The 15,742-nt window shown below is 51.1% G+C and carries 16 protein-coding genes; 12 read left to right on the top strand and 4 right to left on the bottom strand.

The genetic code is table 11. From position 1 onward, the window contains the following. Positions 1-170 precede the first annotated feature (170 nt). From JMI88_RS29850 to JMI88_RS29800, 11 genes are all read left to right on the top strand, one after another. Entirely contained in the window at positions 171-458 is a 288-nt protein-coding gene (locus JMI88_RS29850) for a hypothetical protein (protein WP_201365659.1), read from the top strand. A gap of 377 nt (positions 459-835) precedes the next feature. Then, on the top strand, positions 836-2,194 hold the full coding sequence (locus tag JMI88_RS29845) for an MFS transporter (protein ID WP_201365657.1): 1,359 nt from the start codon (positions 836-838) through the stop codon (positions 2,192-2,194). A gap of 317 nt (positions 2,195-2,511) precedes the next feature. Next, complete coding sequence (locus tag JMI88_RS29840; RefSeq protein ID WP_201365655.1) at positions 2,512-3,021, top strand: pyridoxamine 5'-phosphate oxidase family protein; 510 nt, start codon at positions 2,512-2,514, stop codon at positions 3,019-3,021. Between the two features lie 473 nt (positions 3,022-3,494). Then, complete coding sequence (locus JMI88_RS29835) at positions 3,495-4,214, top strand: GntR family transcriptional regulator (protein WP_201365653.1); 720 nt, start codon at positions 3,495-3,497, stop codon at positions 4,212-4,214. A 22-nt stretch (positions 4,215-4,236) separates the two neighbouring features. Then, positions 4,237-5,067: an amidohydrolase family protein gene (locus JMI88_RS29830; RefSeq protein WP_201365651.1), complete on the top strand. Its 831-nt coding sequence runs from the start codon at positions 4,237-4,239 to the stop codon at positions 5,065-5,067. A 161-nt stretch (positions 5,068-5,228) separates the two neighbouring features. Further along, positions 5,229-6,599 carry an ABC transporter substrate-binding protein gene (locus tag JMI88_RS29825; RefSeq protein WP_201365649.1) on the top strand — a complete coding sequence of 457 codons (1,371 nt, stop codon included), beginning with the start codon at positions 5,229-5,231 and terminating at the stop codon, positions 6,597-6,599. A gap of 125 nt (positions 6,600-6,724) precedes the next feature. Further along, a complete protein-coding gene (locus JMI88_RS29820) occupies positions 6,725-7,699 on the top strand; it encodes a carbohydrate ABC transporter permease (RefSeq protein ID WP_201365648.1) in 975 nt (324 codons plus the stop codon). Beyond that, complete coding sequence (locus tag JMI88_RS29815) at positions 7,696-8,565, top strand: carbohydrate ABC transporter permease (RefSeq protein ID WP_201365646.1); 870 nt, start codon at positions 7,696-7,698, stop codon at positions 8,563-8,565. The genes JMI88_RS29820 and JMI88_RS29815 overlap by 4 nt, the downstream gene beginning before the upstream one ends. Before the next feature lie 41 nt (positions 8,566-8,606). Next, positions 8,607-9,704 carry a mandelate racemase/muconate lactonizing enzyme family protein gene (locus JMI88_RS29810; protein WP_201365644.1) on the top strand — a complete coding sequence of 366 codons (1,098 nt, stop codon included), beginning with the start codon at positions 8,607-8,609 and terminating at the stop codon, positions 9,702-9,704. Between the two features lie 49 nt (positions 9,705-9,753). Further along, positions 9,754-10,761: a Gfo/Idh/MocA family protein gene (locus JMI88_RS29805; protein WP_201365642.1), complete on the top strand. Its 1,008-nt coding sequence runs from the start codon at positions 9,754-9,756 to the stop codon at positions 10,759-10,761. 21 nt (positions 10,762-10,782) lie between these two features. Next, on the top strand, positions 10,783-12,870 hold the full coding sequence (locus tag JMI88_RS29800; protein WP_201365640.1) for a DUF6259 domain-containing protein: 2,088 nt from the start codon (positions 10,783-10,785) through the stop codon (positions 12,868-12,870). A gap of 347 nt (positions 12,871-13,217) precedes the next feature. Here JMI88_RS29800 and JMI88_RS29795 read toward each other — a convergent pair whose 3' ends face one another. The 3 genes from JMI88_RS29795 to JMI88_RS29785 form a co-directional block, all read right to left on the bottom strand. Continuing rightward, the gene (locus tag JMI88_RS29795) at positions 13,218-14,168 is read right to left on the bottom strand and encodes an SDR family NAD(P)-dependent oxidoreductase (protein ID WP_201365638.1); all 951 of its coding nucleotides are present in this window, start codon (positions 14,166-14,168) and stop codon (positions 13,218-13,220) included. A 20-nt stretch (positions 14,169-14,188) separates the two neighbouring features. Then, complete coding sequence (locus JMI88_RS29790) at positions 14,189-14,650, bottom strand: MerR family transcriptional regulator (RefSeq protein ID WP_236023120.1); 462 nt, start codon at positions 14,648-14,650, stop codon at positions 14,189-14,191. 155 nt (positions 14,651-14,805) lie between these two features. Then, positions 14,806-14,982 carry a DNA adenine methylase gene (locus JMI88_RS29785; protein ID WP_201365636.1) on the bottom strand — a complete coding sequence of 59 codons (177 nt, stop codon included), beginning with the start codon at positions 14,980-14,982 and terminating at the stop codon, positions 14,806-14,808. A 192-nt stretch (positions 14,983-15,174) separates the two neighbouring features. Between JMI88_RS29785 and JMI88_RS29780 the strand changes: the two genes are divergently transcribed. After that, positions 15,175-15,393, top strand: a complete 219-nt coding sequence (locus tag JMI88_RS29780; RefSeq protein ID WP_201365634.1) for a hypothetical protein — start codon at positions 15,175-15,177, stop codon at positions 15,391-15,393. 137 nt (positions 15,394-15,530) lie between these two features. On the opposite strand, the gene JMI88_RS29775 is transcribed toward JMI88_RS29780, so the two are convergent. Continuing rightward, positions 15,531-15,701, bottom strand: coding sequence for a hypothetical protein (locus JMI88_RS29775; RefSeq protein WP_201365632.1), 171 nt, complete (start codon positions 15,699-15,701; stop codon positions 15,531-15,533). Between the last annotated feature and the right edge of the window lie 41 nt (positions 15,702-15,742).

Genomic DNA, 15,742 nt, shown 5'->3' with positions numbered 1-15,742 from the left:
TACTTCTGTCCAGAGCTTTCCAATTCTAATAAACGGAACAGTGGCCAGTGAGAATGAGATCAAGCGCTTGCTCCACATGGGCATTGGTCGAACGCTTCTCTTCAACTTCTCACCATCGGTTCCAATGTACAACCTGCTCCAACGGAACACGAGGGCCAGGGCGAAAATCGTTGCCAATCGTAGCCAGGCAGCGAGAGACGCTCCACATCCTCCGGAAGAGCCGTCATCCCTCGTGCGCGCATGTGCACATAGAGCAGACGATCTCGCTAGACGAGGCCGAAGCAACCGTTAACATGGAGGTCAAGACTTCACCCGAATCCACAGACCCTACACCACAGGCTCCGACTGATGCTTCCGCAGGCACACCACCAGCAAAACCCAAACGGACCAGGCGTGGCGGGGAACCAAAACCAAAGCGCTATCCAGTCGGGGAGAAAGATCCAGAACAAGGCATGTAGCGTCGCGCCGAGATTATGCTGAGCACGCATTGTAGATCAAGACGGGCCAGCTCCTATGTGGAATGACATTTGACAGATGGGAACATTCTGTGCTAAAATTCAAGCATATTTTCAAACAGCTAACAACAAAGGATCGTGATGCAGCCATGATGAAACCACTTCACCTCTCCCTGACCTGCCTCATACGCGTCCTTGCTCACTCTGTCGGTGTGTTCGCGCCGCATGCGGCGCGAATCGAGGAGTGAGCGGAGAGGCAAGCTCTCCCCATTGTTTCCCCTGTTGGGACCTATTCCCCTCTTTTTCGCATCGCACCCCCTCTTGAGACAAGCTTGAACTGATCTCGCATCTCAACGCTCTGTGCGTGTGAAAGGATTCCTATGTTTCCTCGCTTTTCCAAACGCCTGCCCTCCTGGCCAAGGCTCGCACTGCTCATCAATCGCAACTACACCTTGTTGTGGTTTGGTGGGACGATCTCGCAGATTGGCGATGTGCTGTTCACGACGATGCTCATCTTATGGGTCGGGACGCTGCTGCAGAACCAGAGGGCAGCCCCCCTTGCTGTCAGCGGCGTGGTGTTGGCCGCCACGCTCCCAGCCCTCCTGATCGGCCCATTCGCTGGCGTGTTTGTGGATCGCTGGCCCAAACAACGGACGATGCGCATCATGGATGCACTCCGGGCCGTGCTGGTGTGCTCCCTTTTGCCGATCAGTGGACCGCTCCCGCTGCCACTTGCTGTCAAGCTCACCATCATTTATCTTGTCGTGGCAGCCGTCAGTGGTCTGAGTCAGTTCTTCACTCCGGCGACCAAGGCGATCCTCAAAGAGGTAGTCCCGGAAGAGCAGCTTACCCGCGCTTCGGCGCTGACCGTCGGGGCCGGCGTGTTCGCCTGGACCATCGGGTCTGCCTGTGCCGGCATCTGCTACGTTTCCCTGGGAGCCGGGTGGGCGATTGCCTTGAATGCGGCCTCGTATGCCTGTTCCTGGATGTTGGTCGGGCGCATGCGCGTATCTGCGGCAGAAAGGCGCGCGTCACCCCAACCCACATCACTGCGGCGCGTCTTGACTGAACTGCGCGAGGGGTTGCGATTCATCCAGGGCCAGCTCCAGCTCCGCACTCTTCTGCTTACTGAGAGCCTGTTTTCCTTTGGATGGGGCATTGTGAGCGTCCTGGCCTTCTTCTACATCACCCAGAATATTCATGTGCCCATGAGCCTGTATGGCCTTTGGATGGCTGTTACAGCCATTGGAGGCATCTTGGGGACCTCGCTCGTTGATCGTGCGGCAGCCAAAAGAGGAGCGACCAGAGTCTATGCTCGCGCCCTCCTCTTTGTTGGGGTGATGGTCGTCGTCTCAACCGTCCCGAATCAGGCGATCATCGCCCTGGTGGGTTTCACGCTTAATGGCACCGCCACGGTGCAGGCCGAGGCGCTGGTTGGCCCCCTGGTCCTCTTGGCCACGCCAGAGCAGATGGTGGGCCGCGTCTTCTCCACCCTGGGAACCGTCACGACCCTGAGTTCATTGCTCGCCACGTTCCTCAGCGGGTATGTGAGCAGTACGCTGCTGCAAGGGGTCGTCGTCCATCTGCCCACAGGCGAACTGAACGCGACCAACCTGCTTCAGATCGGGGCTGGGGTTCTCATCTTTGTGGGGGGACTGCACGCCTCTCGCCAGTTCAGAAAACTTCAATCGCGTACCCACATGAGCAAGAAGGCGGGCCACCACCCAGGCACATTGTGAAGCCTATCCTGGCAGTAGATCTTTTAACGCAAAAGCGCCCGGCCCACGAGCCACCCTCACCCCAGCCAACTTGAGAAAATCGGCGCGGGGTGAGGGACTTTTCCACGGACGCTCCTCACAAGCCGACTCAGATGGGAGGAAATCTCCTATTTCGACCTAAACCCCCTTTGTGAAGTATATCGTGCCGCTCTCCTTGTGAAGGATATTATTCGGAATACTCCTCTTTGCCTTTCCAGTTTTCCTTCGTGCAAAGAGAATGGACTGGTATATTCTCGCTTCCTGTGAGAGGAACGGAACGATTGAAAGGAGTTCTTAGGTTGAACGAACCCATCACAACACGACACGGCGGACCAGACGGAGTGGTCACGCCATGGGAGGAGACGCGTCGGGTGCTGGAAACCGCCGAGCTGTTCTGGCTCTCAACAGTGCGGGCCGACGGTCGCCCTCACGTCACGCCGCTCGTGGCCGTGTGGCACGACGAGGCCATCCACTTTACCGCTACCGACACCGCACAGAAGACTGTCAACCTGCGTGAAAACGCGCACGTCATTCTGACGACCGGCTGCAACCAGAGAGAGGGACTCACCGTGGTGGTTGAGGGCGACGCCGTGCAGATCACCGACCAGGACGTGCTCGAACGTTTAGCCTCGGTGTGGGCGACCAAGTGGGATGGAAGTTGGCCATACCAGGTACGCAACGGTTATTTTTACCTCTACGATGAAGACGAACAAAGAGTTCTCACAGATTCGAACCTCGTGTTCTCCGTCAAACCCACCAAGGTCTTCGCATTCGCCATAGGCCTCAGCCAGACCCGCCACCAGTTCTAACTACTCGCGTGGTTACGCGACATGCATTGGCCGCGTTCTGTCTCAACCGATGGAACGCGGTGGTGTTCGAACCTTCACACCATGGCTCATCCGTGATCCCCAAAATGGATGAACCTTGGGCTTATGTACCACAAACTATCGCGGGAAAGTGGGAAAGAAGGTCTATTCCAAATAACATATATCGCGCTCGATTTTGCCACAATATGCTGCAAAATCACAATGACGCGAATTCACTTCCCCTTGCATGGTGATCATTCCTCATCTGCAAATGTCATTCATCTTGAAACTCTTGACGCGTTAAAGAGATTATGTGGTTTCTCTCTGCCTTTGCATATTGCTCACAAATACGGGAGTATGAATGGGCATAATTTGCATTCTCTGCATTGAGAGATGTGCGAGATATAAGGTTGACAAATAAAATCGTGCATGATATATAATACATGATACATGAAAGATAGGGGAGTCTGGATGCTATGGCTGAAGAAGAAAGCACACAGGTACGGCATAATCCTACCTTGAAGACCGCATCGCCTCTATTGCGACGTCCACCGAGTCGGAGCCTGCCTGACCTCGCATACGAAGCTATCGTACAGGCGATAGTTGATCGCCAATATGATCCTGGTTCTCGATTGAACATTGATGCGTTGGCTGCGCAGCTTGAAATGAGCAATACTCCTGTTCGCGAAGCGCTGACACGGGCAGCTATGCAGCGGCTCGTGTTGCAGGACAACAATCGTGGTTTTATTGTCGCTCCGTTACTGAATGAAAGGGAATATCACCAGCTTTTTGAGGTGCGTGCGTTGCTTGAATTGCATGCATTGCAGTCTTCTCTACCAGATCAAGATATCATGAAGCGGCTCACAGAGCTTGCAGAGATCATGCCATCAATGAAGCATGGCGCGATCTATCGCGATTTTAAGCAGTTTAATCAGGCGGATCGAGAGTTCCATTATCTGCTCATCTCAAGTTCGCGGAACTCTTTTCTTATTCGGGCCTGGAGCGACTTGCATTTCCATCTCCATGTAGGTCGTCTCTATGCAGGAGAAGGAATTATTGATTTCAGCCAGGCACTATTAGAGCACAGCGCAATTGTTGAAGCGCTTCAGAAAAACGATCGACAGGCTCTAGTAGAAGCTGCAAGTCAGCATATCCAGCATGCTGAAGTCAGGCTCAGTCATTTATTGCCATCTTGATGAGAGGAGTAAAGAGTTTTCTATGCAAAGACGCATTGACGCTCATCATCACTTTTGGGCGGTTGCACGAGGTGACTATCATTGGATGCCAGACTCAGGCATTTTGCGGCACGACTACCTGCCGAACGATTTGGCGCCTCACCTTAAGTCAGCAGATATAGAAGGAACAATCCTTGTGCAGGCGGCACAAACATTCGAGGAGACTGAATTTCTTCTGCATCTGTTGTCCCAGCCTGGGAGCACTGTCCTCGGTGTTACTGGTTGGGTGCAACTTGATAGTCCACAAGCGCTCGCGCAACTCGATAAGATCGCGCCTCATCCGAAGCTTGTAGCTATCAGGCCAATGCTACAGGATATTCAGGCTGATGATTGGGTTATGCAGCCTCAGGTTATCGAGCACATGAGGCGACTACCGCAGTATCATCTACGCTTCGAGGTTCTTACCTATCCACAACAGCTACCCTACGCGTTGCGCGCTATTGAGCGGGTACCAGAACTTGATATAGTCATCAATCATCTCTCCAAGCCACGCTACGGCACGACATTGCAAAAAGAGTGGCGGGATTGCATGAAGCAATTTGCTCAGAATCCTCATGCGTACTGTAAACTCTCGGGCATGGTTACTGAAGTGGGGAAAGGCTGGTCGATCGCTGATTTTCAAGCCCATGCCGAATATGCACTCGAACACTTTGGGCCCTATAGGGTTATGTTTGGCAGTGATTGGCCGGTCTGCTTGCAGTGCGCCACATATGAGGAGGTAGTAACGCTTGCAGAGCTTTTAACCTCGCAACTCAAAGAAGAGGAGCGCAATGCGTTCTGGGGGGCGAATGCCGCTCGTTTTTATGGTGTCTGAGCAGGAATTGCGACATGAATGCTGTTTTCATCTCATCTGGGAAAAGATTGAAGGTAAGATTGTGTCGCCAATCATCCGAGTTGGGGATAGATAACCAGTGCTGGTGAGCCTCTCTTTTTAAGTGATGGCTTTATCTTATTCTGAAGGAACAGGAGAATAGCATGAGCATTGAAGATCTCACAACTGGCACATTTCATGACAAAACCCAAAAAATGACCCGTCGAACCTTTGTTGGAGCCTCTCTAGGGGCGGTAGCGCTGGGATCGCTTCCACTGCTGCAGGGCTGTGGTAGTAGCTCATCATCTTCTACTGGAAAAGTCACGATTGAGATGTGGGTATGGGAGACGGAAACACAGTGGAAAGAGGTTGCCCAAAAAGCAGGCCTGGCAAAAAAGTTCCCTAATGTCATATTTAAATGGACTGCTCTGCCTTATGATCAACTTCATCAGAAAGCTCTCACCGCGCTAGGGGCTGGGCTTCCTCAAGGTCTGCCCTCAATTATTCGCACAGGAATGCCTTATTACCGTGCCTTTGCCAACACGGGCAGCATTGTTGATCTCACTGAACAGGTAGGTTCTTATCAGAACGACATCCTTCCCGCTGTGTGGCAAGGCACGCAAATTAATGGGAAAATTTATCAGGTGCCTGATGACACAGGTGTCATGCTGTTAGGGTATCGTGAAGACCTGATGCAAAAAGCTGGGCTTCCCACTGATCCTAACCAGGTTGCTGATGCGATTAAAAGCTATGACGACCTGATTACTGTAGGCCAGACCTTAAAGCGGAAGATTGGTGCAGGTTTATTCAACGAGTTGCCAGGAGATGTATTTAATAATCTCATCTTACAAGACTCAACCGGCTATTTTGATAAAGACGGAAACGTTATCTTTGACTCAGATTACCATGTAGAGGTAGCAAATATCTCAAAGAAAATCTGGAATTCTGGTCTTACTACACATTATGAGCAGGTGCCACAGCAATGGCAGGCATACAAGAACGCTCAACTGGCAATGATGTTCTACCCCAACTGGCAGGACTTCACGGTATTGGATAACGCACCTGATCTGAAAGGGAAATTGAAGGTAACAAAGCTGCCAGCGGTGAAACCTGGAGGGAAGCGCGCCACCGCCGCTGATGGAGTTTGCCTGACCATCCCCAGTAGTATTCCCGAAGATCAGAGGAACATAGCCATCGAAGTCGCAAAGTTTCTGAAGCTTACAAAGGATGCGACGGTTGCGCACATGCAAACCTTCTCAGGGGCGTTCGTCTCCTATACCCCGGGCATTGACGCCATGACAAACGCAGTTTCCCCCGTTTTGGATAGTCAAAAGACTTATCAAGTGTATTTGAATGCCGCACGTGAAGAGAGCATTCTTCCCTGGTATCGTACCAGTGTCTTCTTCTCCAACGCGACCGAGGCAGTCTCAAATGCACTCTTCAAAATTCTTAAACAGAATGCGCCGATTCAAGCAACCCTAAAGAACGCAGCCGACTCTATCCGCCAATTGCAGGCCTCGAAGGGAACCAAGTAGCGTCAGAATGCTATCTTTGGCGCCAGTCGTGGTCAGCAAGTTACCTGGCATGCTAGAAACAAATCAATATATGGGTATGCAAATAGAGTAATACCATGTGCGTATTATCTGAACTGGAGTTGCATATGGCCAAATCTGATCAAGTATTTCACACGACCCAGGTAGGGGACTTCTCACCGCCACCTGGTAAGCGCAGCGTGAGAGCACACACATCCTGGTGGCAAATACTTCTGGGCCCGAAAGGCGTGCCGTATTTCTTTATCGCGCCTTTTTTCATCCTATTCCTGGGTTTCTGGGTCTTTCCAGCCACCTGGTCACTTATTCTGAGTTTTCAACATTGGAGCGCAACGAAGACCGTCTGGGTAGGGACATCAAACTACCTCTACGTACTGGGGTTACCGGCGGTGCGGCAGGCTTTTGCCAATGTTATCTGGTACGTCATTGTCAACAATGTCTTCCAGATTGTCATTGCTCTTGCCCTAGCCCTGTTCCTGGATATACGTTCTATGAGGCGTTGGAGTGGCATCTTTCGGATTGCCTTTTTCATGCCGAACATTGTCTCTGGAGTTACTGTCGCCATTCTCTTTTCGATTATCCTGGGAACAAACGGTGTGATGGATCATATTCTATCGACTGTCAATATACACATTTCCTGGTTGCAGTCCCCTGAATGGTCAAAGCCGGCGGTTATTCTTGCGGGAGGATGGCGTTGGATTGGCTACTGGGTTGTGATGCTGATGGCAGGATTGCAAGGTATTCCGGATGAATATTACGAGGCCGCCATTCTGGATGGGGTTACCTTCTGGCAGCGCGTCCGGTATATTACCCTGCCGCTGTTGCGCCCAGTGTTGCTCTTTGTAATCATCATCAACACAATGGGTACCATGAACATCTTCGAAGAACCGCTCCTGCTATTCAGTAGTAGTAGTGGTGGACCATTGAATTCCGCGACAACGCCCGTCCTCGAACTCTACAAACTAGGCTTTCTGAATTTTGATTTGGGATCGGCCGCCGCTCTTGGCTGGTTACTGTCGATCTTGATCATTGCGGTCAGTGTCGCTCAATTTGCTTTAGCTCAACGGAGGGATTGGATAGAATGAAGCAGGCTCCATTACCAACAAGCCATGTTGGTAGTTTGAAACGAACACTCTCCCACTGGCCGCAATGGGTAATTCTGTTGATCGTAACGGCGGCGGCATTGATTTTCGTCATACCGCTGTGGTGGACCATTGTTTGGGGAAGCTGGCATACAGACACTATTTTCTCCTTTCCACCGCGCTTTCTACCGGGGCCATACATGCTAGACAATCTGAAAAAACTTGAAGCGCAGATTTCTGTCTGGCGTGCCTTCCTCAACTCAGTCATTGTTACTGGGGTTAGCCTGGCGGGAGCGCTCTTCTTCTGCTCCTTGGCAGGCTTTGCATTTGCAAAATATCGTTTTCGCTTCAAGAATGCGCTCTTCTATATCTTGCTTGCTACCATGGCGGTGCCGGGGCAGATTACAGCGATCCCTCTGTTTGTGATCATGCTCAAGCTGGGGTGGGTAAATACCTATCAAGGTATTATCATCCCGGGACTGGTGCCGGCGTTTGGAGTTTTTCTGATGCGCACAAGTATTCAACAGGCGATTCCGGATGAGATCCTGGAATCTGCTCGTATGGATGGAGCGAACGAAGTGCGTATTTTCTTTCAGATAGCCTTTCCCAATCTCTTACCGTATATCGCTGCATTGTCGGTCTTCCTTTTTGCAGGGAGCTGGGGTTCTCTATATTGGCCCATTATCATGCTGCGTAGCTCGGATATGTTCACACTACCGGTATCTCTGGCGTCGATCATTGGCTCCTATTCGCAGCCTTACGATGAACTTATGGTAGGTTCGCTACTTTCGGTGATACCACCGCTCTTGCTTTTGTTATTCTTGCAGCGTTTCTTTGTCAAATCTCTTGTCGCGGCTTCTTTCCGGTAATAGCAGAGGATGAATGCTCACTTATAGGATTGGAGACAGGAATGAAAATCACAAAGGTAGAGAGCTTTATCATACGGACGCCGATTCGGCGCGATATTGGTGACTCCACGCATATGTTTACGCACTGGAGCACCCCTGGATGCTGGATTACAACGGATGAAGGCTTGATAGGAACGGGCTACACTGGTCTGGAGGGAAATGGCGAGGAACTGATCAAGCAGGTGATTGACCAGTACTATGCGCCGAAGCTATTGGGTCGCGATCCTTTTGAAGTCAAGCGCATATGGGAAGAGCTTCAGTGGGGTCGCCTGCATTGGATAGGGCGGGCCGGTGTTACGCAGATGGCCCTTTCTGCTGTGGATATCGCGCTGTGGGATATTATGGCGCAGGCGGCTGGCGTGCCTCTCTGGAAGTTGCTAGGTGGTGATAAGCCACAAGCGATTAAGACCTATAATACGGATGGGGGCTGGCTCAATTGGACGCTGGATGAACTGGTTACAGACACCCGCCGCTTTGTGGAGCAAGGCTGGCCGGGAGTAAAGATCAAGATCGGTAGCGCTGATCCCTGGGATGATTATCGGCGCGTGAAGGCAGTGCGCGAGGCTATCGGCGATGACATCCTGTTGATGGTCGATGCGAATATGGTCTGGGATGTGAATACTGCGTGTTTATGGGGCAAACGCCTGGAGGAATTCCATATTCACTGGTTAGAAGAGCCGCTGCATCCCGATGATATTGCAGGTCACGCGCGGCTGGCACGTGAGTTGGTCACGCCGATTGCTTTGGGAGAAAATCTCTATCACCGCTATAGCTTCCGCGATTATATTACCACAGGCGCAGTAGAGGTTGTGCAAGCTGATGTAACACGTGTAGGTGGAATTACTGAATGGGTGCGCATTGCAAATCTGGCCGCCTGTTTTAATGTGCCAGTTGTGCCTCACGTGGGAGATATGATGCAGATTCAGCAACACCTGGTTGCTGCTACTCCGAATGCCCCTATGCTTGAATATATTCCTTGGATACTTGATCTGTTTGAGGATCCGGTGGTTGTGGAACGAGGTCATATTAAGGTACCAGATAGGCCCGGAGCTTCTACACGCATGCGAAGTGACAGTGTGGAGCGCTGGCGCGTCTCGTGAGGGGAGGAAGGGGAATCACCATTATTTATTGTGTGTAAGGAGGAGACTAATGATGGCTGAGGCCATTGGTATTGCTTTTGTTGGGGCGGGTACAGTTGCCCATTTGCATGCAAATGCAGTGGCGCAGAATGAAGGTGCTCATCTGGTTGGAGTATACGATGTGAGGACGGAGCAGGCGCAGTCTTTTGCTCAGAAGTATGGGGGCCGAGTTTATGGGGACATAGATGAGTTACTTGATGATGCTGAGGTGCAGGCTGTTGCGGTGCTCTCGCCGCTGGAATTTCATCGGGAATATGTTGTGCGGGCGCTGGATGCTCAAAAACATGTGCTGGTTGAGAAGCCAGTGGCGTCTACACTCGAGGATGTGCAGTATCTGGAGCGCAAAGCACGGGCCAGCGGAAAGGTGTGTATGCCGGCGCATAACTATATTTATGCTCCAGAGTTGAGGCGCGCCCGACAGCTGATTATCTCACATACATTTGGGAAAGTGGTGAGCGCCTGGATCATCTATACGCTGCACCATCCCCCCGAGGTAGCGGCAAAGTATCCGGGAGTTTTACGTCAGATCATTACCCATCATTTCTACTCGTTACTCTATCTCCTCGGTAGACCAACGTGTGTGACCGCTTTGGCTAGTGAGACACGATCTCCGCAGGAGAAACTGGATCGCGAGGATCAGGTAGCCTTGTTGCTGAAGATGCCGGGGGGCGCACTGATCAACCTATTTGCCGGATTTGCTGCCGACGACCAGACGAGCGAACCTTGGACTGTAACCTACAAGATTTTGGGTACCGAGGGGGGGAGTGTCTATAGCTGGCGTGATAACGTCGTGATGACGCCGCGTGCCGGACTATCCTGGCGCTATCTCGCATATGAAGAGAGCTTCATGCACGAGATGGATTACTTTATTCAACGTTGTATTCTCAATGGCGAGGACCCCCTCTCAACTATGCGCGACGCAGTGGACGCACAAATGCTCCTTGAGGCAACCGAGGAGGCATTGCAAAAGGGGACGACTATCAATCTTACATGGGAGAGGAATGACGGCCAGGTATAGCATAGTCAGAAAGGTAGATACATGCATAATATCGTACTGGATAATGGCAAAGTGCATATAGAGATTGAGCGAGCCAATGGGCGCATTGTGCGGTTCTCACACCTGCCATCGGGTATTGAACTGGTGCAGGAGGAACGCCTGGCAGAGAATTTCCGCCTATTGTTGCCGCTTCCTGACTGGCGCGGACATTACATCTTTGGCAAAGATCAATCGCTGGTCAATACGGAGGTTAGCGATACTACCTGTAATTTACACTGGCGGGATGTGCACTCGGCTCGTGGGACGTTTCCAATAAATGTAACTCTGACCATAGAGATCCAGGATGATGATGCTCACTTCCGTATGGCAGTGGAGAACCATTCACCTTATGAGATAGAAGAGATCTTCAATGTTGCTCTGGGTGGTATGGCAAACAGCGCAGAACGGAACGATTGGCGTGTACACTATGCCGACTGGGGAGGCAAAGGTCGAGAATGGGCTTTTTATGACACATTTCCTGGTTCCTACCTTGGCCCCGCCGCTCCCGTTTGGATAGGAGGGTACCATGGCGATATGAGCATGCCCTGGATCGATATTTACAACGAGAGAACACGCAAGGGCGTTTATATCGGTAATCATACTCTTGAGACGCGTCAGAGCGCTGTCTGGATGCAACTCAATCCTAGCACTATCTATCGAGGTCCAGCTGGTCCCCATGCGCAATACTGGCCAGATGCTGATATCGTTGGAGATACGCCGGTAGGGCTGACCCTGGCTTGGAACAGTTTCCCTTTTGTTCCCCCTGGAGAGACCTGGAGTGGTCCACCCATCGTCTTTCACTTTCATGATGGCACGTGGCGCGAGGCTTGTGCTTATTTCCGCGCCTGGTATGATCAGCACTGGATAATCGATAAGAGCGGCTCGTGGATGTATGAAGAGGATGCGTGGCAGTCAACAATTATAAGCTACCCTGAGAGCACCATCGGGTATCGATTTTGCGACCTGCCTGCTATGGCAAGGGATGCACTACAATATGGTATTCATGTCCTGCAAATTGATGGCTGGGATATCGGCGGAATTGACCGAGACTATCCACAGTATAGTCCTGATCCACGTTTGGGAACATGGGAGGAACTGAAGCAGGCGCTGGCAGAATGTCGAGAGATGGGCGTTTATGTGATGCTTTTCAGCAACCTGCAGTGGGTCAACATCGAAACAGAGTGGTTCAAAAAAGAATTACATCGCTATGTTGTGCGTGATCCTTATGGCAATATGCGTGGAGGTATGGGATGGGAATATAACACAACGCTTGGCCTGCGCAACCAGACGATTTATCGCATGGTGGCTGCGAACCCTTCGCGGCCAGAATATCGGCAGATCATTCTGGAGCAACTGCAGCATGTTGTCCAATTGGGAGCGCCTGGCACGCAGATAGACAAACTGGGTGCTATGGGTGAGTTCGACTATGCCGAAGATAATCCAGCCCCGCGAGATAAATCGGTTGTGGATGGAGCATTGACTACGCTTGAGGCATTCTATCAGCAGGCACGGCAGGCAAATCCTGAATTCCGTATTGCTTCAGAGGTGCATTGGGATCGAGCCATGCCCTTTGTGGATGCCTCATACTCGCGTTTTTTTAGCAACGATCACATCCCAACCTTTGGAGTTACCTTTCCAGAATACCGGCAAAGCTGCTGTATTACTGGAAATTGGGATTATGGGCTGGTCAATAATTGTCTGCGTTTTGGTCATATCATGAATATTGAAGCGAAATGTCTGCATGGTATCGCCTCTGATACGCCAGAATTGAGTCGTTATGTGTCCGAAGCGCTGCGTTTACGCCGCGAATTGCGCGATGTGCTCTGGCATAGTCGCCTCATCGAGCCAATCATGGTGACGGTGAAAAGTGAGCCGGGACTTCTGTATACATTGCATCAGAGCCTGCGACAAGAGCAGCAAGCGCTGGTCATGAACCATTTCGGGGTGCAATCCATGCAGGTCGAGGTTGCACGGACAGATGGAGTCAACAAAGCCTTGGTCTATCGGCCTTATTGTGATCCCGAAGCAATCACATTGCCAACTTCAGTCACTGTAGAGCGAAATGAATACACGATTATTGTCTTTCAATAGAGGAAGAGCGAGTATGCATGATGCAACGGACACGTGATTTTTTGAGCGGACGGGGGTTGCCGAGTGGAGATGCCTTGAACTTGCCCGATTCACCGCATCGTTTTTACGCGTCCTTGTTGTTATAAATCTGGGAATGAAATGGCTCATACGCAGGTTCTATGATGAAAAGCGTGTGTGGGCGAAACATGATGAGCCTGCGACCATCTGAAGCGTAGACCTGTTCACTTGCCTTGTCTCTCCGCCATTCTCGAGTCATAGAACCTGCGTATGAGCCATTTCATTTTGGAATGTACACCCATAGCAGATGAATGAGAACTATTTGCCTGACGTACTGGATGTCGTGAACGTCATTGCGCTTCGTTGAGCATATTCTGGGATATCTTCCATAATCTTCCAGCGTTCTCAGGGTCGATTGCATATGCTGCTACCCCTCGACGAATACCAGGCTGATGTGGCCCAGCTTCGTTACAGTCTTCAAAATAGCGACCGCTTACGCCCTCGACCAATGGTGAGGCGGCCAGCAAAACAGAGGTTGCTGCGCCTTGCTCGATGTTCTTGATCGACACCCCCGTGCTTGCCGGGCCTGATGCTGCGGGATTCGCTGGTGCATCTTTCGTGTAGCGTCCAAGATTGGTACTGGCGATTCGGCCAGGGTTCAGCGCATTAGCAACGATGCCATCACCTGCCCAACGTCTGGCTGCTTCTACTGCAAACAGGATGTTGGCCGTCTTGGATTGTCCATAGGCGACCCATGCGTCATAGGGGCGAGAGTGAAAGTCGATGTCGTCAAAATTAACCTCGCCATTGATATGACCCACTGAACTGACCGACACAATACGAGCATGGCCCGTCGCTGCCATCGCATCATGCAAACCAAGCGCCAGCGCAAAGTGGCCGAGATGATTCGTGGCGAATTGCATCTCGTGCCCTTGTGCAGCGACCTCCCGCTTTGGAATGCCCATGACACCGGCGTTGTTAACGAGGATATCAAGTGACCCCTCCCAGCCTCTCACAAACGCACATACTGAATTGAGGTCTGACAAGTCGAGCTGCTCGACACGAATATGCTGGTTGCCTGTCGCTTGCCTGATGTTTTCGGCTGTCTGTTCACCTGCATCAGTATTGCGGACGGCGAGTATCACTTGAGCACCGGCTTGTGCCAGAGCGCGAGCGGTTTCCACTCCGATCCCGCTTGAGCCACCTGTGACAATTGCTCGTTTTCCACGTAAATCAATCCCTTCAATGACTTCCATGGCGGTTGTTGTCGCACCGAACGGTGTTGTTACTAATCCTGCCATTTGCTTCCCACCTTTCCTGGTTATCGTAAATCTTTCACAATACTCTCGTACTCTTGAGCGATGCGCGCGGCTTCGTCCAGATCACCACGGGCTCGAGCATCCCAGTAGGCGACTTTCCACGAGAGGTAGCGTTGACGTATTTGCAACTGCGCAATCTGCTTCCCCACTTCTTCGGCGTGTGCCTGAAAAAGTTCTCGCTTTTCGACTGCCGTCTCGTCGCCCCGCTGGCGAAGTACTAGATAGGTACGCATCTCTTCTATGCTCATGCCAACGGCACGCAAGTTTGCCAGTGACTCTAGAATCTGGAGCGTGCCAGCACTATAGCGTCGATGACCACTGCTTGGATCACGCCAGACATCAGGCACAAGTCCTATCTCTTCGTAGTATCTGAGGGTCGGAATGCTCAACCCACTTCTTTGAGCCACTTCGTGAATGGTATAGGTTTCTTGAGGTTGAATAGATGATGTCTTATTCATATCCATAGTATAAAAAACCTCAAGTGCTTGAGGTCAAGAGCTGCATTGTTTCTCTGACCAAAAGAAAGGTATTCCAGTCCAGACATGGATTGTTTTCTGCACAGAAAAGATCTGGAGGGAAAGTTTCCATCTGGAAACAGCGACGAGAGGAACCGTAGAGGTCAATATCTAATATCAATATCATTGAAGATCTCAATCCGGCTAAGCGGCTTCCCGAATAGGAGCGCCCCCGAGCCGCCAAACACCTCGCAGTATACTTGATGCCCGGGCAAAAGCGACACAAGCAATGGGGTAAGCGCAGCCTTGCCTCCATACCAGGCAAATGGCTTCTTTTCCATATGTATATCCCCTGTAGATTGACTTAAAAGTTAGGGTGTTCATGTTGGGATTTATGGGGTGAGTAACAGAAAAAACATTGGTAGAGAAAAAGGTGTCAACAAAGAAACATTTCCATCGTGATTCTTGGAGTGAGGAAAGATATCTCACGAAATGTTACCTCGACAACGATTGGTTAGAAAGGGTTGAGCTTTATGCAAGAAACACAATCAACTAGTACCAGCAATACATTGTTCGATCTCATCAGCACGCTCTATCATGAATTGCAAGCAGAGCAGACATGTGAAGCCTATATGCTAGATGCCGACCAGGAAGGAAAATCAGAAATATCCTCATTTTTCGGCGAAGTAAAGCAGGATGCGCATAAGCATGCAGATCGTGCAAAGCAGTTGCTTGGAATATCATCAAAGTAGAGCTGCGTACCGTATTGAACAGAAAAAACACCTGAAAAAACATTTCAGGTGTTTTTTCTCGTGGTCAGCCCGAACTGTCCTTCCTCTCTTTTCCTTCCAGCAGTGGGGGTCTGGGCCAATCCGTGTTGTCGATCTCGTCAGCGCGGAGAGCAAGCATGACCGCAGTGGTGGTCACGTGATTGATGGCGTCCAGGAGCGCGAAAATCCATTCCCTGCTCACAGGCCAGTGTATGGATCGTACGCCACTGCTCATCTGAGAGCATGTTGTCCAACTGGGCCAGCTCCCCTGCTCTTTCGCTGTTCAGCACATGTGTGGTATACTCCTCTCGTGTTGGGGATGGGAGGCGAA

The sequence above is a fragment of the Dictyobacter formicarum genome, from assembly GCF_016587435.1.
This window is presented reverse-complemented; position numbering and strand designations above follow the sequence as displayed.

Excerpts from the sequence above, each read along its gene's own strand:
- JMI88_RS29800 (WP_201365640.1), top strand. The coding sequence starts at position 10,783 with ATGCATAATATCGTACTGGATAATGGCAAAGTGCATATAGAGATTGAG.
- JMI88_RS29825 (WP_201365649.1), top strand. The coding sequence starts at position 5,229 with ATGAGCATTGAAGATCTCACAACTGGCACATTTCATGACAAAACCCAA.
- JMI88_RS29795 (WP_201365638.1), bottom strand. The coding sequence starts at position 14,168 with ATGGCAGGATTAGTAACAACACCGTTCGGTGCGACAACAACCGCCATG.
- JMI88_RS29835 (WP_201365653.1), top strand. The coding sequence starts at position 3,495 with ATGGCTGAAGAAGAAAGCACACAGGTACGGCATAATCCTACCTTGAAG.
- JMI88_RS29785 (WP_201365636.1), bottom strand. The coding sequence starts at position 14,982 with ATGGAAAAGAAGCCATTTGCCTGGTATGGAGGCAAGGCTGCGCTTACC.
- JMI88_RS29790 (WP_236023120.1), bottom strand. The coding sequence starts at position 14,650 with ATGGATATGAATAAGACATCATCTATTCAACCTCAAGAAACCTATACC.
- JMI88_RS29820 (WP_201365648.1), top strand. The coding sequence starts at position 6,725 with ATGGCCAAATCTGATCAAGTATTTCACACGACCCAGGTAGGGGACTTC.
- JMI88_RS29810 (WP_201365644.1), top strand. The coding sequence starts at position 8,607 with ATGAAAATCACAAAGGTAGAGAGCTTTATCATACGGACGCCGATTCGG.
- JMI88_RS29830 (WP_201365651.1), top strand. The coding sequence starts at position 4,237 with ATGCAAAGACGCATTGACGCTCATCATCACTTTTGGGCGGTTGCACGA.
- JMI88_RS29845 (WP_201365657.1), top strand. The coding sequence starts at position 836 with ATGTTTCCTCGCTTTTCCAAACGCCTGCCCTCCTGGCCAAGGCTCGCA.
- JMI88_RS29815 (WP_201365646.1), top strand. The coding sequence starts at position 7,696 with ATGAAGCAGGCTCCATTACCAACAAGCCATGTTGGTAGTTTGAAACGA.
- JMI88_RS29780 (WP_201365634.1), top strand. The coding sequence starts at position 15,175 with ATGCAAGAAACACAATCAACTAGTACCAGCAATACATTGTTCGATCTC.
- JMI88_RS29805 (WP_201365642.1), top strand. The coding sequence starts at position 9,754 with ATGATGGCTGAGGCCATTGGTATTGCTTTTGTTGGGGCGGGTACAGTT.